The organism is Variovorax raffinosi, assembly GCF_051216615.1.
In the GTDB taxonomy this organism is placed as follows: Bacteria; Pseudomonadota; Gammaproteobacteria; order Burkholderiales; family Burkholderiaceae_C; genus Variovorax.
In genome coordinates this window covers 275,441-297,555 of sequence record NZ_JBPJZR010000004.1, presented here as the reverse complement: position 1 = coordinate 297,555, position 22,115 = coordinate 275,441, and the positions used below count along the sequence as shown (strand labels likewise).

Annotated in this window: 23 protein-coding genes; 18 read left to right on the top strand and 5 right to left on the bottom strand. The window is 66.3% G+C overall.

Features of this window, described 5'->3' with window-relative positions:
* Nucleotides 1-10: 10 nt before the first annotated feature.
* From ACSFB7_RS15560 to ACSFB7_RS15550, 3 genes are all read left to right on the top strand, one after another.
* The gene (locus tag ACSFB7_RS15560; RefSeq protein ID WP_435471554.1) at nt 11-1,597 is read left to right on the top strand and encodes a DKNYY domain-containing protein; all 1,587 of its coding nucleotides are present in this window, start codon (nt 11-13) and stop codon (nt 1,595-1,597) included.
* 16 nt (nt 1,598-1,613) lie between these two features.
* Nucleotides 1,614-3,938: a penicillin-binding protein 1C gene (gene pbpC / locus ACSFB7_RS15555; RefSeq protein ID WP_435471552.1), complete on the top strand. Its 2,325-nt coding sequence runs from the start codon at nt 1,614-1,616 to the stop codon at nt 3,936-3,938.
* Between the two features lie 75 nt (nt 3,939-4,013).
* A complete protein-coding gene (locus tag ACSFB7_RS15550; RefSeq protein WP_435471550.1) occupies nt 4,014-5,366 on the top strand; it encodes an esterase-like activity of phytase family protein in 1,353 nt (450 codons plus the stop codon).
* A gap of 50 nt (nt 5,367-5,416) precedes the next feature.
* Here ACSFB7_RS15550 and ACSFB7_RS15545 read toward each other — a convergent pair whose 3' ends face one another.
* From ACSFB7_RS15545 to ACSFB7_RS15525, 5 genes are read right to left on the bottom strand one after another with little or no spacing between them, the layout of a single operon-like run.
* Nucleotides 5,417-5,956 carry a Mor transcription activator family protein gene (locus tag ACSFB7_RS15545; RefSeq protein ID WP_435471548.1) on the bottom strand — a complete coding sequence of 180 codons (540 nt, stop codon included), beginning with the start codon at nt 5,954-5,956 and terminating at the stop codon, nt 5,417-5,419.
* A gap of 11 nt (nt 5,957-5,967) precedes the next feature.
* A complete protein-coding gene (locus ACSFB7_RS15540; protein WP_435471546.1) occupies nt 5,968-6,363 on the bottom strand; it encodes a hypothetical protein in 396 nt (131 codons plus the stop codon).
* Nucleotides 6,360-6,767: a hypothetical protein gene (locus tag ACSFB7_RS15535; protein ID WP_435471544.1), complete on the bottom strand. Its 408-nt coding sequence runs from the start codon at nt 6,765-6,767 to the stop codon at nt 6,360-6,362. Before ACSFB7_RS15535 ends, ACSFB7_RS15540 begins: the two co-directional genes overlap by 4 nt.
* Nucleotides 6,764-7,012, bottom strand: coding sequence for a hypothetical protein (locus ACSFB7_RS15530; RefSeq protein ID WP_435471542.1), 249 nt, complete (start codon nt 7,010-7,012; stop codon nt 6,764-6,766). Before ACSFB7_RS15530 ends, ACSFB7_RS15535 begins: the two co-directional genes overlap by 4 nt.
* On the bottom strand, nt 7,009-7,419 hold the full coding sequence (locus ACSFB7_RS15525) for a hypothetical protein (protein WP_435471540.1): 411 nt from the start codon (nt 7,417-7,419) through the stop codon (nt 7,009-7,011). Before ACSFB7_RS15525 ends, ACSFB7_RS15530 begins: the two co-directional genes overlap by 4 nt.
* Before the next feature lie 415 nt (nt 7,420-7,834).
* On the opposite strand from ACSFB7_RS15525, the gene ACSFB7_RS15520 reads away from it, so the two are divergent.
* From ACSFB7_RS15520 to ACSFB7_RS15450, 15 genes are all read left to right on the top strand, one after another.
* Nucleotides 7,835-8,557, top strand: a complete 723-nt coding sequence (locus tag ACSFB7_RS15520) for an XRE family transcriptional regulator (protein ID WP_435471538.1) — start codon at nt 7,835-7,837, stop codon at nt 8,555-8,557.
* A gap of 107 nt (nt 8,558-8,664) precedes the next feature.
* Complete coding sequence (locus tag ACSFB7_RS15515; RefSeq protein ID WP_435471536.1) at nt 8,665-9,240, top strand: lysozyme; 576 nt, start codon at nt 8,665-8,667, stop codon at nt 9,238-9,240.
* Nucleotides 9,237-9,890 carry a hypothetical protein gene (locus tag ACSFB7_RS15510; RefSeq protein ID WP_435471534.1) on the top strand — a complete coding sequence of 218 codons (654 nt, stop codon included), beginning with the start codon at nt 9,237-9,239 and terminating at the stop codon, nt 9,888-9,890. The genes ACSFB7_RS15515 and ACSFB7_RS15510 overlap by 4 nt, the downstream gene beginning before the upstream one ends.
* Nucleotides 9,887-10,156 carry a hypothetical protein gene (locus ACSFB7_RS15505; RefSeq protein WP_435471532.1) on the top strand — a complete coding sequence of 90 codons (270 nt, stop codon included), beginning with the start codon at nt 9,887-9,889 and terminating at the stop codon, nt 10,154-10,156. Before ACSFB7_RS15510 ends, ACSFB7_RS15505 begins: the two co-directional genes overlap by 4 nt.
* 144 nt (nt 10,157-10,300) lie before the next feature.
* Nucleotides 10,301-10,780 carry a hypothetical protein gene (locus ACSFB7_RS15500; RefSeq protein WP_435471530.1) on the top strand — a complete coding sequence of 160 codons (480 nt, stop codon included), beginning with the start codon at nt 10,301-10,303 and terminating at the stop codon, nt 10,778-10,780.
* Between the two features lie 68 nt (nt 10,781-10,848).
* The gene (locus tag ACSFB7_RS15495) at nt 10,849-11,778 is read left to right on the top strand and encodes a phage tail tube protein (protein WP_435471529.1); all 930 of its coding nucleotides are present in this window, start codon (nt 10,849-10,851) and stop codon (nt 11,776-11,778) included.
* 37 nt (nt 11,779-11,815) lie between these two features.
* Complete coding sequence (locus ACSFB7_RS15490; RefSeq protein WP_187112984.1) at nt 11,816-12,166, top strand: hypothetical protein; 351 nt, start codon at nt 11,816-11,818, stop codon at nt 12,164-12,166.
* Between the two features lie 17 nt (nt 12,167-12,183).
* Nucleotides 12,184-12,534 carry a DUF1799 domain-containing protein gene (locus tag ACSFB7_RS15485; RefSeq protein ID WP_187112983.1) on the top strand — a complete coding sequence of 117 codons (351 nt, stop codon included), beginning with the start codon at nt 12,184-12,186 and terminating at the stop codon, nt 12,532-12,534.
* 89 nt (nt 12,535-12,623) lie between these two features.
* Nucleotides 12,624-15,230 (top strand): phage tail tape measure protein, encoded by a 2,607-nt coding sequence (locus tag ACSFB7_RS15480; protein WP_435471527.1) that lies wholly within the window; start codon nt 12,624-12,626, stop codon nt 15,228-15,230.
* A complete protein-coding gene (locus tag ACSFB7_RS15475; protein WP_187112981.1) occupies nt 15,227-15,850 on the top strand; it encodes a hypothetical protein in 624 nt (207 codons plus the stop codon). The genes ACSFB7_RS15480 and ACSFB7_RS15475 overlap by 4 nt, the downstream gene beginning before the upstream one ends.
* Nucleotides 15,847-16,470 (top strand): hypothetical protein, encoded by a 624-nt coding sequence (locus ACSFB7_RS15470; protein WP_435471525.1) that lies wholly within the window; start codon nt 15,847-15,849, stop codon nt 16,468-16,470. Before ACSFB7_RS15475 ends, ACSFB7_RS15470 begins: the two co-directional genes overlap by 4 nt.
* Nucleotides 16,467-16,883, top strand: coding sequence for a DUF6950 family protein (locus ACSFB7_RS15465; protein ID WP_435471523.1), 417 nt, complete (start codon nt 16,467-16,469; stop codon nt 16,881-16,883). The genes ACSFB7_RS15470 and ACSFB7_RS15465 overlap by 4 nt, the downstream gene beginning before the upstream one ends.
* Nucleotides 16,871-21,034, top strand: coding sequence for a phage tail tip fiber protein (locus tag ACSFB7_RS15460; RefSeq protein ID WP_435471521.1), 4,164 nt, complete (start codon nt 16,871-16,873; stop codon nt 21,032-21,034). The genes ACSFB7_RS15465 and ACSFB7_RS15460 overlap by 13 nt, the downstream gene beginning before the upstream one ends.
* Before the next feature lie 3 nt (nt 21,035-21,037).
* Nucleotides 21,038-21,649 carry a DUF4376 domain-containing protein gene (locus ACSFB7_RS15455; protein WP_435471519.1) on the top strand — a complete coding sequence of 204 codons (612 nt, stop codon included), beginning with the start codon at nt 21,038-21,040 and terminating at the stop codon, nt 21,647-21,649.
* Between the two features lie 22 nt (nt 21,650-21,671).
* Entirely contained in the window at nt 21,672-22,109 is a 438-nt protein-coding gene (locus ACSFB7_RS15450; RefSeq protein ID WP_435471517.1) for a phage tail fiber protein, read from the top strand.
* Nucleotides 22,110-22,115 lie beyond the last annotated feature (6 nt).

Sequence of the window (22,115 nt, the reverse complement as noted above, 5' to 3'; positions counted from 1 at the left end):
GGCGCATGGCATGACGCGGCTTTTTCTGTCGCTGATGCTTGCGTCGTGGCTGGCCGTCGGCTGCGGGCAGGACTCGTGCACCGACACCTTCCATGTCGACACGCAAGGCCAGCGCGACAAGAGCGACAGCCGCGGCGAGACCAAGCGCTGCGGCGACCACCGCCCGGCGAAGGGCGCTGCGAGCGAGTACGTGGTGCACGACGGCGCCGTCTATTTCAGGGAGCAGCATTCCTCCGTCAACGGAACCTGCGTGGGGAACTTCGGAAGCTACAGCTCGGCGGGGCGCAGCTTCTGCCCGATGGGCACCACCACCTGCACCACCGATATGAACGAGCTGTTTCCGCTGCAGCCCGCGCCCGATGCGCGGTCGTTCCAGTCGGTCTCGCAGGAACACGGCGTCGACAAGGCGCAGCTCTACTACAAGCAGTTCGCGGTGCGGGGCATCGAAGCGCTGCCCGCCGGCACGCCGGTGCAGCCGTTGATGCAGTCGTACGACGAAGCGGGCCAAGGCCCCCGCACCTCGTCGTATGCGAGCTATGGCGCGCATGTCCTGTTCGAGGGGCGCCCCGTCGAAGGGGCCGATGCCGAGAGCTTCAAGGTCCTGTACCTGAGCAATAACAAGAGCATGCAGACCGACAGCGACGCCTACGTCTTCTACGACTTCGCGCGCGACAAGGCGCGCGTCTACTGGCGCGGCGTGATGCTTGACGACTCCGATCCTGAAAGCTTCAAGGTCGCTTCCAGGACCCTCGTTCAAGACAGGAAGCACACCTGGCAGGTTTACTTCGATGACATCGGACTGGTCTTGCCGGGCACGCCGAAGGCACTGGGCGGCGACTACTTCCGCTCGAACTTCACCTCGGCCGCCGGTGTGCCCTACAGCCGCGTGCAATGGCGCGGGAAGCTCAAGGACGGCAGGAATCTTTTCTACGCCCTGCCCTTGCCGATGTCGGAAGGCGGTGACTTCACCGTGCTGGAGCCATCGTGCAAGGCGAAGGACAGGCTCTTGGGCACGCACCCGGATTTCAGTTGCGAGATTTCCCAGGAAGACAAGCTGCTGGACTTCGGGCGCACCGCCACGAAGGTGTTCTTCAGGGACATGGAGGTGCAAGGGGCGGACGCGCCGAGCTTTCAGTTTCTCGAAGTGACGCGCTACGCAGACGGCCGCTTCGCGAAGGCCTACGGCATCGACGCCCACACGCTCTACCGCTTCAGCCGTCGCGACGAGAAGCCCTCGACTGTGTCGCTGCAAGGCCCGGTGGTCGGCACCCTCCCCGGCGAATACGGATGGTTCAACCTGATGGCCGACAGCCAGGACATCTACGACTACACGCTCGCGCAAAGTGCCCGGCTGTGCCGGTACGCAGGCGCGTCGTCGACCAGCGGCCTGAAGGTCGTCGGACCCAGGGACGGGACAGGCGAGCAGCCCTTCATCGTCCTGGCGAACGACAAGTACCGCTATGTGTTCCATCGCTCCCAGCCCAACGTCATGCCGAACCGCAGCCATGTCGTCGAAGTGGCGACGGGCAAGCGCTTCTACATGTACGAGCTGACGGGCGATGGTGGCCATCCCTGCGGCCCGATGGCCGCCAGTTGAGCACGAAGAGCGCGCCGTGGCCTCCTTCAGAACAAAGCGCATCGCAGCCCTTTCGGGCCGCGCCTTGCTCGCGCTGGCCGTGCTGCTGGCGCTGCTGCGCTTCTGGCCGCACGCGCCGCTGAGCGAAACGGTCGGCAGTTCGCGCGCCGTGTACGCGCAGGGCGGTGAACTGCTGCGCCTCACGCTCGCGGGCGACGAGCAATACCGGCTGTGGGTGCCGCTCGATCGCATCTCGCCCACGCTGGTCGATGCGGTGCTGCTCTATGAAGACCGGCGCTTCTATGCGCACCCCGGCGTCAACCCCGCCGCGCTGGCGCGCAGCGCATGGCGCATTGCCAGCGGCGAGCGCCGGCAGGGCGGCTCGACGCTCACCATGCAGCTCGCACGCCGCGTCTATGGCATCGACAGCCGCACCGCCATGGGCAAGGTCGCGCAGATCGGCGCGGCGCTGTGGCTCGAAGCACGCTTCGGCAAGCGCGAGATATTGGAGGCGTACCTCAACACCGCGCCATACGGTGGCAACATCGAAGGCGTGCAGGCCGCGAGCCTGATCTACTTTCGCAAGGACGCCGCCAAGCTCAGCCTGCCCGAGGCACTGACGCTCGCGGTGATTCCGCAGAACCCCATCAAGCGCATCGCCGAGCGCGGCCGCAATGCGGAGCTGCAATCGGCACGCGAACGCCTGTGGGCGCTGTGGGCCGAGCGCGACCCCACTGCAAAGCAGCATGCGCCCGATGCGCAGCTCGCGCTGTCGGCGCAGTCGCGCGGCAGCCTCCCCTTTCTCGCGCCGCACGCCACCGACATGCTGCTCGCGCAGGAGCGCGGCGTGCTGGAAGTGCGCACCACGCTCGACCTGCGCATGCAGGCCACGCTCGAACGCGTGATGGCCCAGTACCTGCGCACGCACGCCGACGTGGGCATGACCAACGCGAGCGCCCTGCTGCTCGACGCCTCGACCATGCAGGTGCGCGCGATGATCGGCTCGGCCGACTTCCGCAACGACGCCATCGCAGGCCAGGTCAACGGCGTGCTGGCCAAGCGCTCGCCGGGCTCCACGCTCAAGCCCTTCATCTATGCGCTGGCGCTCGACCAGGGGCTGCTGCATCCGAAGACGATGCTGAAGGACGCGCCGACCTCCTTCGGCCCCTACACGCCGGAGAACTTCGACCATCGCTTCGCCGGGCCCTTGTCGGCGCAGGATGCGTTGATCCGCAGCCGCAACATCCCGGCCGTTTCTGTGGCGGCGAAGCTCTCGAAGCCGGGGCTCTACGACTTCATGCGACTCGCGGGCGTGCAGAAGCTGCAAAGCGAATCGCACTACGGCCTGGCGCTGGTGCTGGGCGGCGGCGAGGTCACGCCCGAAGAGCTGGCGGGTCTCTATGCCACGCTGGCCAACGGCGGCATCTCGCAACCGATCCGATACACGCAGCCCGCGCCCGACGAGCGGCCCGCGCAGCCGCTGCGCCTGCTGAGCGAAGAGGCATCGTTCATCACGCTCGACATGCTGCGCCACACGCCGCGCCCCGACACCACGCTGCCCGCGCGCCCCGCCATCGCATGGAAGACGGGCACCTCGTGGGGCTTTCGCGATGCGTGGACCGCCGGCGTGTTCGGGCGCCATGTGCTGGTGGTGTGGGTCGGCAATTTCGATGGCAGCAGCAACCCCGCGCTGGTGGGTGTCGATGCGGCGGCCCCGCTGTTCTTGCGCATGGTCGATGCGTTGCGCGCCGAGCGGCTCGACCCCGGCGAGGTCGCGACGCGGCAGCCGCCCGACCTGCGGCAGGTCGAGGTCTGCGCCGCCACTGGCGGCCTGCCCGATGCGCTGTGTCCGGTGCGCACCACCACGTGGTTCATCGCCGGCAAGTCGCCGATCCAGGTCAGCAATCTGCATCGCGCGGTGTGGGTCGACGAGACGACGGGCAAGGTGGTCTGCGGCCCGCAGCCGAATGCGCGACAGCAGGTGGTGGAGCAATGGGGCAGCGACATGCGCCGCCTGTTCCGCCAGGCCGGCCTGCCGCGCGCGAGTGCGCCGGCCGACGGCTGCGAGAAGGACGGCAACGCGTCCGAGAGCGCACCGCTCATCACCTCGCCGCTGCGCGGCGTGCGGCACACGCTGCGCGTGAAGAAGCCCGAGCCCCTGGTGTTGCGCGCCGAGGCCGCCGCCGGCACGCAGACGATCTACTGGTTTGCCGACGATGCACTCATCGGCCGCGCCGCACCGGGTGAAGGCATCACGTGGATGCCCGACCTTGCGGAGTCGGGGCGCCGTTATGTGCTGCGCGCCGTCGATGACCAGGGCCGCGCCGAGTCGCGCGAAGTGACGGTCGACATCGCACCTTGACTTGAAAGGATGTCACGCACACGTCATGCCTTCCCGGCATGGTCACGCGTTTTGTACTTGAAGACTTTCTCGCTCATGACGCGCCTTGCTTCCCTCTCCTTCATCGCCCTTGCCACCGCGCTCGCATGCGGCAGCGTGTCGGCCCAGACCGCTTTTCCCTCCACGCTTGCCGGCCACGCCGTGCTGCCCGCGCAGAGCTTCGTGGCTGCACCGAAGGACGCACCGGCCGATCTGCAGGTCAGCGGCAAGTTCACGACGGCCAAGCGCGTCGAGGCGCTGGGCAGCGTCGAAGGCCTCTCGGCCGGTCGCGGCACTGGCGTGTCGGTGCCGTTCAAGGGCCAGCCGCTGCAGGGCCACTCGGGCATCAAGAAGATGGACGACGGCAGCTTCTGGGTGCTCACCGACAACGGTGCCGGCACCAAGGCCAACTCGCCCGACTTCATGCTTTACCTGAACCACTACAAGGTGGACTTCAAGAGCGGCAAGTTCAATCGCCTGAACACCATCTTCCTGCACGACCCCGACAAGAAGGTGCCGTTTCGCATCGTTCACGAAGGCACCAAGCAGCGCTACCTGACGGGCTCGGACTTCGACCCCGAGAGCTTCCAGTTTGCCGGCGGCGCGCTGTGGATCGGGGAGGAGTTCGGCCCGTTCCTGATCAAGGCCGACCTCAAGGGCAAGGTGCTCGCGGTGTTCGACACGCTGGTCGACGGCAAGGCCGTGCGCTCGCCCGACCATCCGGCTGTGACCACGCCGGGCGCACCGGGCGGTGCGGTCGACTTCCAGGTCAAGCGCTCCAAGGGCTTCGAGGGCATGGCCGCGTCGAAGGACGGCAGCAAGCTCTATGCGCTGCTCGAAGGCCCGGTGTGGAATGCCGAGGCCAAGGACTACGAACGCGTCGAAGGCAAGGAAGCGCTGCGCGTGCTGGAGTTCGACGTGGCCACCGAGAAGTGGACCGGCCGCCACTGGAAGTACGTGCTCGAAGCGAATGGCAACGCCATCGGCGACTTCAACATGATCGACGGCACCACGGGCCTCATCATCGAGCGCGACAACGGCGAAGGCACATCCGACAAGGCCTGCCCCGAAGGCCAGAAGCGCACTGACTGCTTCCATGACATCGCCAAGTTCAAGCGCGTCTACAAGGTCGAGCTGACCGATGCGAACGTGGGCGGACCGGTGCGCAAGATCGGCTACATCGACCTGCTGAACATCGCCGATCCGAACAAGCTCGCGCGCAAGCCGCTGAACGACGGCGTGCTCGAGTTCCCGTTCTTCACCATCGAGAACGTCGACGTGGTCGATGCCACGCACATCGTGGTGGGCAACGACAACAACCTGCCCTTCTCCAGCAGCCGCGAGCCGAACAAGGCGGACGACAACGAGCTGGTGCTGCTCGAAGCGGGTGCGCTGCTGCAGGCCAAGTAAGAGGCGAGCCGCATCGAAAAGCCGGGCCCGCATGGCCCGGCTTTTTTCGTTCAGAACGCGATGTCCGCGACGATGCGCGCCACCTGCCGCTCGACCAGGTGATGCTCCGCCGCCAGCGCGCGCACCGACTTGCCGCAACTGAAGTCCGTGCGGATCTGCTCGTTGCGAATGGCGTCGAAGGCGCGCTGCGCCTTCGGCAGCACGAAGCGCAGGCCGGTGCCGTCGATGGCGTACTCCGCGCTCAGTGCGCGCAGCTTGTCGAAGCCGATCAGCCCCGCGAACGGATGGTCCGGCGCCGGGTGCGCCGGAATGTAGATCCGCAGGCCGCCATAGCGCTCGATCAGGCGCAAGGTGGCGGGCAGTCCGATCAGCCGCACGAACTCGCGCAGCCGGGGCGGCAGCAGTTCAAGCGCCAGCGCGGTGGCGGCCTGCCGCAGGCCGTTGCCTCGATGGGGTGGCGGCAGCGGTGGTGACGGCGCGATGCCGCGCGACGAAAACGGCGCTGCGCCGACAAATTCAGGCGTGCTCATGCGGCCGCCACCGTTGGCGTCTTTCCATTGACCGGGGTGGTGTGCGATGGCTTCTTGCATGGTGTGTCCTCTCAGGCGTTGACGGTGTCGGTGGTGTTGTTGCTGCCGCTGCTGTCGGACAGCGCGAGCTGGCCGAGCAGCGCGGGCATGGAGACCCGGCGCATGCGGCTTTCGATCAGCAAGCCGGAGACGGCGCGGCCGCGCAGGTAGCGGCAGGTCTCGTCCAGCTCGGCGGCGCTGGCGGCCATGAAGTAGCCGGTGTCGGGCTTGCCGCAGATCTGCTCGCCCTGCAGCCGCAACGCCGACACGAACTCGCGCACGCGGCGCTCCAGTGCCGGAGCCGGCGTTGCCTGGCCGGTGATGCGCGCGACGAGGTCGCGCACGTGGATGCCGTTGTCGCGGCCCCGATGGGCCTGGAGTTCGGCAAGAACCCGCGTGGCGGTGATGGAAGGCGTGCCGCTGCTCATCGCGAAGTGCCCCAGTAGCCGCTGCGGTGGCCGAGCAGCAGGCTCGGGATGCGGGCGAAGTCCATCGCGGCGGGGCGCACGACCGTGGTGGTTTCGGGCGTGTAGACGCTGGTGTCGAGCCGCAGCACCCGGCGCGCCGCCGCGATGCGCGCGGCCAGCGGGCCGGGGCCCTGCTTCCAGCGCGGCTGGCCGCCGACCGTCACGCGGTGCACGTGCCCGCAGTCGGCCAGTTTGGCCAACTGCTGCCGCAGCGCCGTGCCGCCGGCCTCGCTCTGGTAGCCATCGACGCAGGCGGCCAGCATGCCTTCGAGTTCCTTCGCGGATGCAGCTTCGTGCGCTTCGAGATGCGTGGCGACGGCGCGTTGCACCCGGCCTGCCAGTTGGGAATCGGATGTCGTGCTCATGCGTCGGCTTCCTCGTTCGTTGCGGGGTCGCCGAAGGTGTCGAGCACCCGGCGGGCGATGCGGTCGGTGCGGGCCTTGCCGGCGCCGTACTTGCCGCTGCCGTTGAGCACCTGGCTCACGGCGGCGGGGCTCAGGTGCAGTTGCGCTGCGACCTCGGAGCGCCGGCGGTCGATGCAGGCGTTGCGCAGCAGGGCGAACCAGGGCTCGCCCATGTAAGAGGGGCATGGTGCGGGCGCGCTGGTCATCGAACGGCTCCGTGTGGCGCAGGCGGCGTGGCGCCGATGTCGCGCAGCAGCGCGTAGCGCTTCAGGCCGTCCACGCGCCGGGCGTCGACACGTACGGCCTGCGGGCATTGCCGCGACCAGGACAGCAGGAGCGCGCCGGCCTGGCGGCGGCCCAGCGCGATGTCGTCGTCGGTATCGGCGAGCAGCAGCGCCGCGGCTTCGTCGGCTGTCAGCGCGCGGCGAATGCGCAGCAGGTTCCACAGGCGGGTGGCGAACGGGTCGGCGGTGCGCACGACCGCGTCGGGCGCGGCCGTGGGCGCGGTCGTCTCGCCCCGTGCCGCTTCGGCGCGGCGGTCTGCCAACGCCATCAGCGCCTTGGCGACGAACCATTCGGAGGTGGTGGTGTTGGAGGCCGTGGTGTTGTCCATCACGCGTCTCCTGCCCGGCGCGCGGGGCCTTCGGTTTTTTTGACTGAGCCTGTTCTCACGGTAAATCTCTCCTGGCTTGTGGCACTGCTCGATTCACTGGCTCGCCCGCTGAAGGCTGCAGGCTTTGCAACCCACGGACGGTTCGTAACTTCGCTGATATGCGCGTATTCGTGTTCTTTTGCCAACGTGGACTGGTTGGTTTCACCCATCTCGGGTGCTTCTTTAACCTGAGTAGGGTGCCAATCCATTGAAATGTCTCGTTTTGTGTTGGTGGATCTGATTATGCACACAAATCAGGTTTTCACAATCGGGAAGAACATAAAAACCAACATTTACACGTTCTCAGACATGGGGCGGGTTGTAAAAAGACCTCTGCATGTCTAGGATGTGCGCGTTCGCACAAATCAAAGTTATCGTGACGTCGCAAATCAACACTCCACCCGACGACACCCAGGTGAAGGCTCGCGTCGGCGAGCTGGCCCTCGCGCAAGGCGCGCGGGTGCGCGATCTGCGCAAGCAGAAGGGGCTCACCATCGATGACCTCGCCCAGCGCAGCGGGCTGCACTTCAATACGGTGGGCCGCATCGAGCGGGGCGTGAGCGATGCCAGCCTCGAGCAGCTCTATGTGATGGCGCTTGCACTGGGGGTCGACCCTTCCGAGCTCAACCCGTTCCAGCCCGCCAACCCGCCGAGCCAGTTGTCGAGCGGGCTGGACGACGAGGTCTTCGTGCTGGTCGAGTTGCTCGACGTGCGCGTGAGCGCCGGCAACGGCGCCATCAACGGTTCGCAGGAACACATGGGCCGCTTCGCGTTCAGCCGCTCATGGATGGCGCGCAAGGGCGTGAAGCCGGCGCATGCGCGCATCGTCCACGCGCGCGGCGACTCGATGGCCGACAAGATCAACAACGGCGACATCCTGCTGGTCGACACCGCCACCAAGTCGCTCGACCAGGACGGCGTGTACGTCATCCAGCTCGACGGCCACGATTACGTGAAGGTGCTGCAGCGCGACTTCTCCACCGGCGGGCTGCAGATCATCAGCTACAACCCCGCGTACAAGCCGCAGGTGCTGAGCGCCGACCAGGCGTCCGAACTGCACATCAGCGGCCGCGTCGTCTGGCACGGCGGCGAAATCTGAGGCGTCGCGACAGGCGACGCAACACGGGGCGCCACGCGCCCTGAAACAAAGGGGGCCGGCTCATGTCGGCCTCAGTCTTTTGAGCCCCTCGCCCGACCATTCGGGTCATGGGCAAAGACACTTTCCGAACCGTTCTTTTCAACCGGCGGCACACGCGTGAGCGGGGCCAGGCGCCGCGGCAATTGCTGGCCGTGCTCGCGCTCAGCGCGGCGGGGCTGATCGGCATCGTCGCGCGCGAAGGCTACAGCGACAAAGCCTACCCCGACCCGGTGCACGGCACGGCCGTGCCCACCATCGGCTTCGGCACCACCGGCGGCGTGCGCATGGGCGACACCACCACGCCCGTGCCCGCATTGCAGCGCGCATTGCGCGACGTGCAGACCTACGAGAGCGAACTCAAGCAATGCGTGAAGGTGCCGCTGCACCAGCACGAGTACGACGCGTACGTGAGCCTGGCCTACAACATCGGCGCGTTCAACTTCTGCACCGGCGGCCAGAAGGGCCGCACCTCGGTGCTGGTGCAGCGGCTCAACGCCGGTGACTACGCGGGCGCGTGCAACGCCATCCTCGGCTGGAAGTACGTGGGCAAGACCGACTGCTCGGCGCCCGGCAACAAGACCTGCGCCGGCATCTGGAAAGACCGCCTCAAGCTGCACGCGCAGTGCATGGGGAACGCGCCATGAACGGCCTCACGGGCAAGGCCTGGGCCGGCCTGATTGCCGCCTTTCTGACGGTGCTGCTGCTCGCGTTCTGCGGCCTCGCGCTGCAGAACGCCGGCCGCATGAAAGAGCGCGCCGCATGGCAGCAGAAGGAAGCGCAGCGCGCAACGCAGCTCGCGCAAGACCTGCAGGCCGAGTACGAGCGCGGGCGCGCCGCATCGGCGCAATACCAGCTCGGCGCGAGCGCCCTGCAGGCCAGCTACCTCTCCCTCGAAGGCCCGTCCCATGATCTACGTCAGCGCGTTTCTCTTGTCCTTCCTACTGCTGTTCCTGATCGCCGCGCTCAGCGGCCTGCCGGTTCTGCGCCGGCTGCAGCGCCCGGACCGCATGCGGATGCTGCGCCGCCTGGCGACGCACAGCATGACGCTGTCGGTGGCCCTCATCGCCTCAGCCTTGCTGCTGTCTGGCTGTGGAACAGCGCCCTTGCGGGCACCGACATACCCGCAGGTGCCTGCGGACTTGCTGACACCTCCGGCGAAGCCTGTGCTGCTGATGCCGGCCTCACGGTCGACGACGCCTGGACCAACCACGACATCAACGCCAGGTCATGCGCCGCAGACCGGCTCCGCCACCGCGCGCTGATCGAGTTCCTTACAGAAAGACCCGCCCCATGAGCGACCCCCACGAACGCACGCAAGAGCTGCTGCTGCTCGGCCAGATCCACGGCCTGGTGCAGGCCCTGAAGGACGGGCAGGACCGGCAGAACCGCCGCATGGACGGTTTCGACACCCGCTTCGACGCACTCGATGGCCGGCTGCGTTCGGTCGAGCAGCGCGCCGCGGTGTTCGGTGCCGCATCGGGCGGCGCGATGGCCATCGGCACGGCACTGCTCGCGGAGGCCGTCAAGCAGTGGTTTCGCAACGGGCCCGGCATCAATTGACGCGAGGGGCCGGCGGATGTCGGCCTCAGCCAATCGGACCTTCGCCGCGACAGTTCATACACCAACCAACCAAACAACGAAGCGATCGATGTACTTCCCCAACAGCAAGCGCCGGTCCTCACACACACTGAACGGAGCCCAGGCATGAGCCGTCTCGACAGCCTTCGCAGCGCCATCGTGCAGACGCTGAACACCGTGCCGCAGATCGGCCGCGTTCACGACCGCGAGCGTTCCCTGATCGACGAAGTCGCGCAGCGCGCGCTCTACCTCTACGACCTGCCGGCCGGTGGCCAGCAACTGCGTGGCTGGTGGCTGCGCCGCACCGCCACCGAAGAACGCAGCGTCAACAGCGGCCGCACCATGAGCGTCGACACCTGGACCGTGCACGGCTATCTCGCGCTCGACGACGACGCCGCTTCGGAGCGCGTGTTCGACGCCCTCGTCGAAGACATCCGCGACGCCGTGCGCGCCGACCCCACCTTCGGCGGCGCATGCGCCTCCGGCCCGCTCACCGACGACAAGCGCACCGACGGCGTGCAGGTCGACGGCACCGGCCTCGTCACTTTCTGCGGTGTGCGCTGTCACGGCGTTGCACTGCAGTTGCGGACCTGGCGCTACCTCTGACTGCCCGCGAGCAGGTCTTTTCCTTTTTTCGACAACCCAACCAACCACCACCAACGGAGAACGCCGACATGGCAAAACTCATGCGCAAGATGGCCATCCTGGCCAAGGCTGAAACGACACGCGGCACCGACGCCCTGCCCACCGGCGCGGCCAACGCGATCCTGGTCAGCGAAGTCACGCTGACCCCCATCGAAGGCGACGTCGTCCAGCGCGACAACGTGCGGCCCTACTTCGGCTCGCGCGGCTCCGTGCTGGTCACGCAGTACAGCAAGATCGCCTTCTCGGTCGAGATCGCCGGCGTTGCAGCGGCGGGCGACGTGCCCGGCTATGCCGCGCTGATGCGCGGCTGCGCCATCGCCGTCACCACGGCCGCGGGCGTCAGCACCACCTTCGCGCCGGCCACCGATGCGCTGGAGTCGCTCACCATCTACGGCAACGTCGACGGCACCGTCTACAAGATGACCGACGCGCACGGCAACGTGAAGGCCACCATCAATGCCAAGGGCATCCCGAAGTGGCAGTTCGAATTCACCGGCCTGTTCGTGCCCGCCGAAGACGCGCCGCTGCCCGTGGCCGACTACACCAAGTTCATGGACCCGCTGGGCGTGAACAAGGCCAACACCACGCTCACGCTCGACGGCCTCGGCGTGGCCGCCAACGCCTTCGCCTTCGATGCCGGCAACACCGTCGTCAAGCGCGACCTGATGACCGTGGACGCAGTCGACATCACCGCGCGCGTGTCGACCGGCTCGGTGACCTTCGAGAACACCTCGATCGCCACCAAGGACTGGATCGGCATGGCACGCGCCAGCCAGCGCGTGAACCTGGCGCTCAAGCACGGCCAGGGCGCGAGCAACGTCGTCGAGTTCCTGTCGCCGCGCGCGCAGATCGGCAAGCCGACCTTCAGCGACGTCGACGGCGTGCAGATGATCACCGTGCCGCTCGAGTTCGTGCCCACCGGCGCGGGCAACGACGAGTGGTCGATCGTCGTTCGCTGAGCCGCATTCCCACACACATCCACAGGAACAGACAGAGATGCCCCAGAAACTCAAGATCGCCGTCAAGCCGACCTTCGTCGCGCCGGTGCTGATGCGTGTGCCCGGCGACGGCCAGGTCGAGGAGGTGCGCTTCAGCGCCGTCTTCAAGCGCCTGACCAAGAGCGAGAACGACACGCTGCAATCGCGCCTCGAAGCCCGCACCCTGACCGACAAGGACCTGCTCGACATGGTGCTGGCCGACTGGAAGGAGCTGGACGGCGACGACGGCGCGCCCTACATCTGCACGGCCGAGAACCGCGCCGCGGCGGTGGAGGAATGGACCGGCTTCGAAGCCGCCATTGCCTACAGCTACTTCGAGCACGCCTACCCGGCCGCGGTAAAAAACTGAGAGGCGCCGCGCGCCTTGTGCTCGGAGCAGAGCATCGCGTCCACGACGAGCTGGACGACGATCTCCGCAGCCAGTGCGCGTCGCTCGGTCTCGACCCGAAGAAGCTCGTCTCTTCGACAGCCAACGGCGGCGGCCCGCCACCTTTCGAGCTATGGCCGGAACACCAGGAAGCATTCGAGGTGTTCCATGCCTGCCGAACGCAGTGGCGGGTCGTCGCAGGGGCGGCGGGCGCGTGGTTCCAGGGGCTCGACTTCGGCGCGGTCGACGTGGCGATGAGGCGCCTGGGCATCCCGCGTGCGCGGCAGCGTGAAGTGTTCCTGCAGCTGCAGGTGATGGAAGACGAAGGCATCGCGGTGCTGAACGTCTAGCGACAACGCGGGCCCAAGGCCATCGAAGAAGCATGGGGCCGGCAGATGTCGGCCTTATTTTTTCTTTCTCTCAAACGGACCATACAGACATGGCTGCAACACAACAAATGGCAATCCGGATGACGATGGACGCTTCGTCAATGAACGCGGACCTCCCCCGGGTCGTCAATGAATTCGCGAAATTTATCGACCGGATCTCCAGCGGAGCGAGCCAGGCGGAAGAGGCGAAAGCCAAGGCTGCAGCTTCTGCCAAGGAGGTCGCCTCGTCCTTTCAAAGCCTGTTCTCCAGCATCCAGGCCGGCCAGTCACCCTTGACCTCGCTGGTGGGCGAAGGAACGAAGCTCGTGTCCTCCTTCGGCGGTGTCGGCGCGACCCTCGGTGCTGTGGGCGGCTACATCAAGAGCATCGCCACCCCGCTCAACATCGCGACGAAGGCCGTGACCTTGCTGACAGAGGCCTATGTCGAAGGCAGCAAGGAAGCAGTGGCTTACGCCAACGCGAAGACGATGACCGGCAACTACGTCGGGCTCACAACCGATCAACTTCAAACCAAAGCCATCGAGGTCGCCGGAACGCAAGGCACGCAAGCCAAGGCCGCGGAGGCCATTGCCGCAGTAGTCAGCACAGGCAGGATCGGCGGGGACGTCGTGAATGAAGTTGCTGGAGCAACGGCGGAAATGAACCGCGTGCTGGGCACTTCGATCAACGAAGCCGTTGGCAATTTCGTCAAGCTGGCCGATGAGCCATCGAAGGCATCGGCCAAGCTCAACGAGACCTACCACTATCTGAGCGCAAGCACCTACGAGCGCATCGTGGCCCTGGAGAAGCAGGGAAAGACGGAAGAGGCTGCGGCGCTGGCGCAGCAAACCTTCGCCACCGCGATGAAGCAACGCACTGCCGAGGTGGTCGGCAATCTCGGCAGCATGGAGCGCGGCTGGCTTGCCGTGACGGGCGTCGCGAAGCGGGCCTGGGACTCGATGTTGAACATCGGTCGCCCCGAAACCACCCAGCAGAAGATTGGCGAAATCGACAAAAAGCTTGAACAGTTGAGCGCGCTGGAGCAAGGCAACGGCTTTGCCGTCAATGCCAACGGCGCGGCCTTTGGTCGGCCGAAATCAAAGTCCACGCGAGACCGCGAAGCAGAGAAGCTGCGCGAAGAAAAGGCTGCACTGGTCGAAACCGATCATCTGGCTCGCAATGGCGCGTATCTGCAGGGGCAGCGCGCCAAGGAGAACGACGCCGCCATCAAGAAGTCCAGCACGGAAAGCGAGAAAAAAGATCGCCCCGCGACAAACGCAGGGGCTTCCGGCATCAGCCGCGCCGAGGACGATGGCCTTCGAGCTCGTATCGAAGCCGTGCGCGAGGAATACAACGCCAAGGCACGACTTACCGCCGAGGGCCTCAAGAACATCGACAGCCTGCGCAAACGCGATCTGCTCACCGACTATGGCGTCGTCCGGCAAAAACGCGATCTGCGACTCCAGGACCTGACGGACCAGGAGGAGGCCATCCAGAAGGAACTGCGCCTGCTGGGTTCCAGGAAAGGGTCCGCTGGCGACAAGCGAAAGCTGGAAGCCAAGGCAGGGGAGATCGACCAGCAGCGTGGCTTTGTCAATGCAGAAGCCGAACGCACCTTCGCGGAGATGGAGGCCGCGTCTCAGAGCAACGTGCTCAAGACCTCGCAGCAAGCGACGGAAAAAATCCGCGAGCAGGTTCGTGCGCAAGAGGAACAGAACGCCGTGTATGGCATGTCCAAGGAGGCGATCCAGAAGCTGACCATTGCGCAGACGGAACGGCAGATCCAGGAGCTCGATGCGACAGAGAACGTCGATCCGGCCTACCTGAAGTCGCTGTACGCCCGTCGCGATGCCGAGAAAGAACTGCTCGCCGCGACCGAGACCTCTGAACGCCTGAAAACCACCGACGAGAAGCAGAAGAAGGAAAAGGCAAAGGACGAGGAAAAGTCGAAAAAGATGTCCGACGACATCGGCGGCGTGTTCCGCGACGGTTTCGTCAACCTGCTGGAAGGTGGCGGCCGGGATGCCATCGACAAGATCGGTGAAGGGCTCAAGAAGAAGCTCGTCAAATCGCTGGCCGATGCCTTCTACGACGCGACGTTGAAGGACGCGGTGGATGGATTCGCCGGTTGGCTGACGGGCGCGCTCAAGGGATCGATCTCGGGCGGTGGTGCATCCGACTCGAAAGGCTCTTCATCGGGACTCGGTGGACTTTTCGGCGCGGTTTCGGGCCTCCTCGGTGGTGCATGGACTTCCGCGGCAGCAGGTGTTTCCAACCTCCTGGGCGGCGACACGCTAGGCACGTTCATCGGCCTGAAGGGGTGGGCTGCGAACGCCAACGGCAACGTCTTCGCATCGCCTGGCCTGCACGCCTACGCCAACAGCGTGGTCGGCACACCCACGTTCTTCCCGTTCGCCAACGGCATCGGCCTCATGGGCGAAGCCGGGCCCGAAGCCATCATGCCGCTGCGCCGTGGCTCCGACGGCCGCCTGGGCGTCAGTGCTCAAGGCTCGGACGGCGGTAGCGGCAGTGGCCTGCACTACGCGCCAACCAACGTCTTCAACATCGATTCAAGGTCCGATCGCGGCGCCGTGCTCGCCGATCTGGACCGTGCGCTTCAAGCCAACAACAAGGGCCAAATGGAACAACTCAAGCGTCTGCGGGTGGTGCCCCAATGAGCATCGTCACCCTGCCCCCCAACCTGCCGGTCAAGCGCCAGGATTTCGGTATCCAGACCTTCGACCTGAGCTTCAGCAGCGGCGACACCGGTTCGTCGCAGGTGGCCGTGCTGGCACCGCCACGCCGCACCTGTGCACTCGTGAGTGAAGAGCGCATTCCGCTGATGAGCGAGGCCGCCATGTGGCGCAGCCTGGTGCACGCGCTGCGCGGCCAGGTCAATGTGCTGGCGGTCAGCGACATGCTGCAGCCGGCGCCTCGCGGCACGGCACGCGGTGTGTGGACGGCGCTCGCGGCTGCGGCTGGTGCCTCTTCGCTGTCGATCCAGTTGGGCGTGGCCCAGGCGGGCAAGACGCTGCTGCAGGGCGACTGGATCGGTGTCAACCAAGGATCGATTCAACGGCAGTTGCTGCACGTGCAGGCCGATGCAGTGGCCAACGCCGCAGGGCTGATCGTGGTGCAGATCGAGCCGGTGTTGCGCGTGGCGGTTGCCGCGGGCAGCGCGGTGATCTGGGACCGTCCGACCTGCCTCATGCGCAAGACGGACGCAAAGAACAACTGGTCTTCGGAGTCGCGCACGCAAGGCGGCTTCAGCCTCGATCTGATGGAGTCCTGGGAATGACGGTACCTGTCAATGGCGGCTTTCAGGCCGCAGCCGGCGCGGCCGCATACGGCGAGCTCGCACTCGTCGAGTTGCAGTTGCGCTCGGGCACCGCACGCTTCACCAACTGGCCGCTCAGCGTCCAGGTGATGGGTGAGACCTGGCAGGGCGTGGGCAATCTCGGCTCCATCGGCGAGCTGCACGAGAGCGAAGACGGCGCGGCCGAGAAGCTCACGCTGACGCTCTCGCCGGTGGACATCGGCACACGCGCGCTGGCGCTCGGCGATCCCTCCGATTACCAGGACCGTCGTGTGCGCGTGTGGATCGCGATGCTCGATGCCAACACGCTGCAGATCAACGGCTCGCCGGTGTTGCGTTTCGTGGGCGTGATGGACCAGATGAAGATCGATCGCGATGGCAACACCGCCTCGATCAGCATGGACTGCCGCACCGCGAGCTATGACGTGCGAAGCAACCCTGCAGCACTTCGCATGAACAACGCGCAGCACCAGGCGCGGCATCCGGGTGAGATGGGCTTCTCGTATCTCTCAAGCCTGATCGGCAACCCGGCTGTCTGGGTCGGCAAGTGGCTGCAAGCCAATCTTCAGTATCGACAGAACCTGGGTGTGCACAGCAAATGAGCATCGATCTCGACACTTTCATCGATGCACGACGCCACACCGGCTTCGCGTATTTCGAACACGACTGCGCAACCATCGCGGCGGATTGGGTGCGCGAACGGCGCGGGACCGATCCGCTGGAGTCGCTGCGTGCACAGGGTGGCGCATTGGCGCCCAAGAGACTGCTGGCGGCACTCAGGCACGTGCGCGCCGCAGGCGGTTTCGAGGCTGCGGCCACGGCGCTTCTGGGGCCGGCGTTGCCGGGCCGGATGGCACAGCGCGGTGATGTCGTGCTGGCACGCAGTGGTGGGCGCATCGGGCGCGTCTCCGGGTACAGCTTCGGCATCTGCACGGGGCCGCACGTGGTGGCGCCGGGCAATGACCGGTTGGCATTTCTTCCAATCACAGAGGGGGTGGCCGCATGGCGTATCTGACTCGACTGCTTAGCGTTCTGCTGGGCCTTCTTTGCTTCACGGCCGCGGCACATGCCGAGCCGGTGTCGGGCATCATCGGTTTGATTGCCTCCTTTGTGACGAGTTATGGGGCTGCGATTGCGGCCGTAGTCTCTGTTGCGAGCTCGGCCTACGCCTCTTCGCAAGCCAAGAAGAAGGCGCGGCAAGCTGCAGCCCGCAAGGCCGCCGAAGACATGGCCAACCTGCGCGACCGCACGGCCACGCTGGTCAGCGCGGAAGCCCCTTGGGCCACGGTCTACGGCGCACCCGCGCGGATTGGCGGTGCCGTTGTCGCGGTGCTCGACAGTGGCCAGATGGCTCAGTTCAAGCATGTCGTGATGGTCTTCGCCTCGCACGAATGCGAAGCCATCGACGAGATCTTCATCGAAGGTACGTCGGTGGGCCGGCCCAACGAATTCGGCTGGACCGACGGCGCCGAGTTCCAGATGCCGCCGCTGTTCACTGGCTGGCCTTCGGAAGGCCCGGCGGTGAACGTGCAGTTCCACACCTCGCCGGGTGGCGTGGACACGGCCGATGCCTTCCTTCGCTGGAATGTCGACCAGACCTTCCCGGGCGCCAATTTCTGGACCGAGCAGCACAAGCTGAGCGGCTGCACCTACGCAGTGGTCACGCTCAACATGCTGTTCGAGCGCTTCCAGGGCGGTCTTCCCGAGATCACGGCCAGGCTGCGCGGCAAGAAGGTGTACGACCCGCGCACCGGCCAGACCGCCTACTCGCGCAACCCCGCGCTGTGCCTGGCCGACTTCCTGCGCTCGGAAACCGGCTACCTCGCGGCCACCGACCAGATCGACGAGAACGCATTGATCGCCGCGGCCAACGCCTGCGACCAGGAGGTCTACGGCGCGGTCGATGCCGTCAACTACGGCAACTCGCGGGCGCTGTATGTCTGCGACGGCATGTTCCGCTCGGATCAGGACCGCGAGTCGACGCGCCAGCAGCTCGAAGATGCAATGGCGGGCTTCAGCCTGGAGTCGGGCGGTGTCTGGCGCATCCAGGCCGGTGCGTGGTCCACGCCGGTGCTCAACCTCACCGACGACGACATGCTGGCGCCCACGGCGGTGGTGCAAACCGCCAACCCCGGCACGAGCCGCTTCAACGGCATGCGCGGCACCTACGTCAACGCGGCGCGCAACGGCGTCAGTGAAGACTTCACGCCGTACCAGAACCCGACCTTCCGCGCGCTCGATGCGAAGGACAAGTTCACCGACATGGCGCTGGCGTTCACGACATCGCATGTGCGCTGCCACCAGATCGCCCGCGTGGTGGTCGAGCAGAGCCGCGGCGGCTTCGTGCTGCGCATCCATCCCAAGATGCTGGCGTGGCACCTGCAGCCCGGCGACCGCATCGTGCTCACGAGCGCGTTGTACGGCTTTGCCAACAAGACCTTCCGTGTGCAGGACTGGACCTATGCCCGCAACGCGCCGTTATCGCTGCTGGTGATCGAGGACGTGCCGGCCTACTACGACCTGGCCGATGAGGTGCAGGCCGATGCGGCGCCGAACACCAATCTGCCGAGCCCGTTCCTGCAACCGCAGGCGCCGCTCGACCTGCAGGTGCAAAGCGGCGAAGAGCAACTGGTGCAACAGGGCGGCACGCTGGTCGTGCGTGCGAAGGTGAGCTGGTCGCCTTCCACCGAACCCGCGGTGGTGCGCAACGGCGCGGTGCGCGTGGAATGGCGCTCGATCACGCCGGTCGGTGAGTGGCAGTCGATGGACCTGCCGGGGGACGCGAAAGAGACCTACCTGCTCGGCCTTGCGGTGCACAGCGAGTACCAGGTGCGCGTGCGCTTCCTGACGCCCTATGCGGTGAGCAGCTGGACCACGGTCACGCACAGGCTGCAGGGGCCCAGCGAGTTTCCCGATGACGTCGCGGGCCTGAGCCTGGCGGTGGAATCCGCCGGCGTGATCGCACGCTGGTCCGCGCCGGCAGGCCTCAACCTGCTGGACTGGGGCGCGACGCAGATCCGTGTCGGCGCTTCATGGGAAACCGCCATCGAACGCTTCACGGGCAAGGCGCAGTCCGCGAACATCGGGTGGCTGAATACCGGCACGCAGAAGGTGTGGGCGGCGCATGCCAACACGCAAGGCGTCTGGGGCATCCCCGTCGCCGCGACCATCGACATCCTGCAGCCGGCGCAGCCGATCGTGCGCGGCGAGGTGTGGGGCGCGCAGATCGAACTCGCATGGCAGCCCTGCGGCACCACGCAGCCCATTGCGGCGTACATCGTCAAGGTGGGACCTACGTTGGCGCAGGCCGTCGAGATCGGTCGCACGAGTTCGCTCAACTTCGCACGCACCGAGCCGGTTGCCGCCACGCGCATCTACTGGGTGGTGGCGTTCGACGCGGCCAGCAACGCCGGCGATGCGGGCTATGTCGAGCTGGCTTCGCTGCCGTCCATCGACGATGCGATCAAGGAACTGCAGGAGGGTCTCGATGAGCAGGTCGCCGATCTGCTGAACGTGAACTCGGGTATCAGCGAGCGTCTGATCGATGAGGCCATCGAGCGCGGCACGGCGATCACGCATGTCGAGAAGGTGGTCACCGACACGGCCGAGCAACTGGCACAGCGCATCGATACCGTCTCGGCGCGAGCCGTCGGCTATGTGCGTGCCAACCTGGTGTTCAACGGCGGGTTCGAGTTCGCGCTCGACAAGTGGGAACTGCAGGGCAACGCGTGGGACGTCGTGGAGGACGACTGGGGTGCGTCGGCGCGACTTCAGGCGGCGGCTCCGGCTGCCGGCCGACTGGCCAGCGCATCCTTTCCGGCCAGGCCCGGGACCTGGTACGCCGGCTCGGGCGATGCGATGTTCTTGAGTGATGTCGGCCAGAGCGGATTCGCGCTCGAGTTCTTCGATGCGGCAGGCACTTCGCTGGGCGTCACGAGCAATCTCAAGGCGGGGCGCCACGGGTTCATGAACGAGCAGCTCCGGCGCAACGACTTTGCGGTGGAAGCGCTCGCGCCAGCCGCTGCGGTCACGGGCAAGGTCACGTTTCTGTGGAGCGACTACGTTGCGGGTGGCGGCATCGGGATTCGCTTCGTGAAGGTCGAGCAAGGCCGCTTCCCGGTCACGCCCTACACCTCCGAGGCCAGCGATCGCGGCGCGGTCGCGGCCATTCGCGAGGAAGTGACCGCACGTGCAACGGCCGATGCCGCGGAAGCGGCGGCACGCACGACGCTGGCGGTGCGCGTCAACGGCGCCGAGGCTGCGATCAACCAGGAAGCCGTGGTGCGCGCCGACGAGACCGGCAAGCTGTCGGCCAAGTGGGGCCTGAAGGTGGTGGCCGGCAACAAGGTGGCGGGCGTGCTGCTGAACAACGACGGCCAGGAGAGCAACTTCACGGTGCTGGTCGACCGGTTCGCCATCGCGCAGCAGGCTGCGGGCGGCGTCACCAAGTACCCGTTCGTGGTGGGCTCCGTGGCAGGCGCGCCGACTGTTGGCATCGACGGCACGCTGGTCGTCGACGGCACCATCCTTGCGCGGGCGATCAACGTCGACCGGCTGTCGGCGATCACGGCCAGGCTGGGCTATGTGAATGCGGGCCAGATCGACATCTCTGGGGATGGCGTGGGCGGCTGGGGGTATGTGCGCAGCGCCAACAAGTGGATCCATGACGGTGGCTGGGGATGGGTGCTTGCGCGCCATACCAGCGGCGACACCTTCGTTGAGCTGAACTGCAACGGCATGGGCCTGCAGATGCAGAACGCCACGGGACGCTTCAGGCTCTGGGGGCCGGGCTTCAACCTGCAGAACGAAGGGCTGACGATCAATCAGGTGGACGTGATCGACACGCTGAACCTGCGCGGGCAGTCCGTCACCGTGCCGTCCTTCGCGGCTTCGGCGGGAAATGCAGTTGCAGTGAATCACTTCGTGCCGGGGGGCGCGCCGCTGGATACCTTCATCCTCGCTTCCACCTTCGTGTCGGGGATGTCCCTGGTCACGCTGACAGTCGATGGGATACCTCGCTGGGTTGGCGCCGGCGTGGCGGGGAGCACCGTGACAGGCGGTGTCCAGGTGACGTTGAACCCCGGCTGGCACACCCTTTTCTTCTCGTCCCTTGTGCCTGCAGGCACGGGAGGCTCTTCCATCTATGCGCTGTCCACGCGCCGCTGAACCATGCCCAACTTCACTGTCTACAACACCCGCACCGGCGAGATCCGATGCACCGGCACGCAGGCCACGGTCGAGTGGTGCCATGCCCAGGCCGGGCCTGGCGAGTCCGTCTACCTTGGCGCGGCCGCACCCGGCTCGTACATCCGCAACGGCTCGCCCGAACCGCTGCCTGCACGCCCGAGCGAGCACCACGTCTTCGATTGGTCGGCGCATGCATGGCGTGACCTGCGCACGCCGGCTCAACTGAAGGCGCAGCTCAAGGCCGCTCTGGCGGAACAACGCTGGAACGTCGAGACCGGCGGACTGACGCTGGCAAGTGGCGTGCGGATCAAGACCGGACGCGAAGACCGGGCTGCGTTCGCCGAGCGACTGGCCGACATGGAAGCCGGAGGGCTCGAAGCCATCGACTTCAAGGCCGTCGACGGCTTCATCACGCTCACGCTCGAAGAGGCCAGGGCCCTCGCGCGCGCCATTGCCGGCCACGTGCAGCGTTGCTTCGGCGCCGAGCGGGCTGCACACGCATTCGTCGACGGCCTCGCCGACAAAGACATTCCGACCCGTTGTGATCTGGTCGATTTCATGGGCCTTTCGCCCGCTAACCCACCGCTTGCATAACCCACTCAACCAGGAGCCACGAATGGCATATTCACCCGCATCCGCCAACGCTTTCATCAAACTGATTCTTCTCGGGACGCCGATCGCCGGTCTGGCCGACAACGCTTCCGTGAGTCCGTCGACGGACCTCTACATCAGTCTTCTCACCGCCGCGCCCGGTGCCGGCTCGAACCAGAGCACGAACGAACTGGTGTACCCCGGCTATGTCCGCATGGCCGTGCCGCGCAGCCCGGCCGGATGGTCGGTCATCGGGAGCGAGGGCTTCCTGGTGAACGCGCTTGAGTTCCTGGAAGTCGCAGGAACGGCAACCGGCACGGCCACGCACCTGGGCATCGGCACGGCCGCGGCGGGCAACGGCCTGCTGCTGCTGCACGGTGCGCTGACGCCTGTCATCCCGATCCAGGCCGGTGTGGTTCCTCGCTTGAAGGCGACGACCAAGGTCGCGTTCCTCACGGTCTGAACGGCA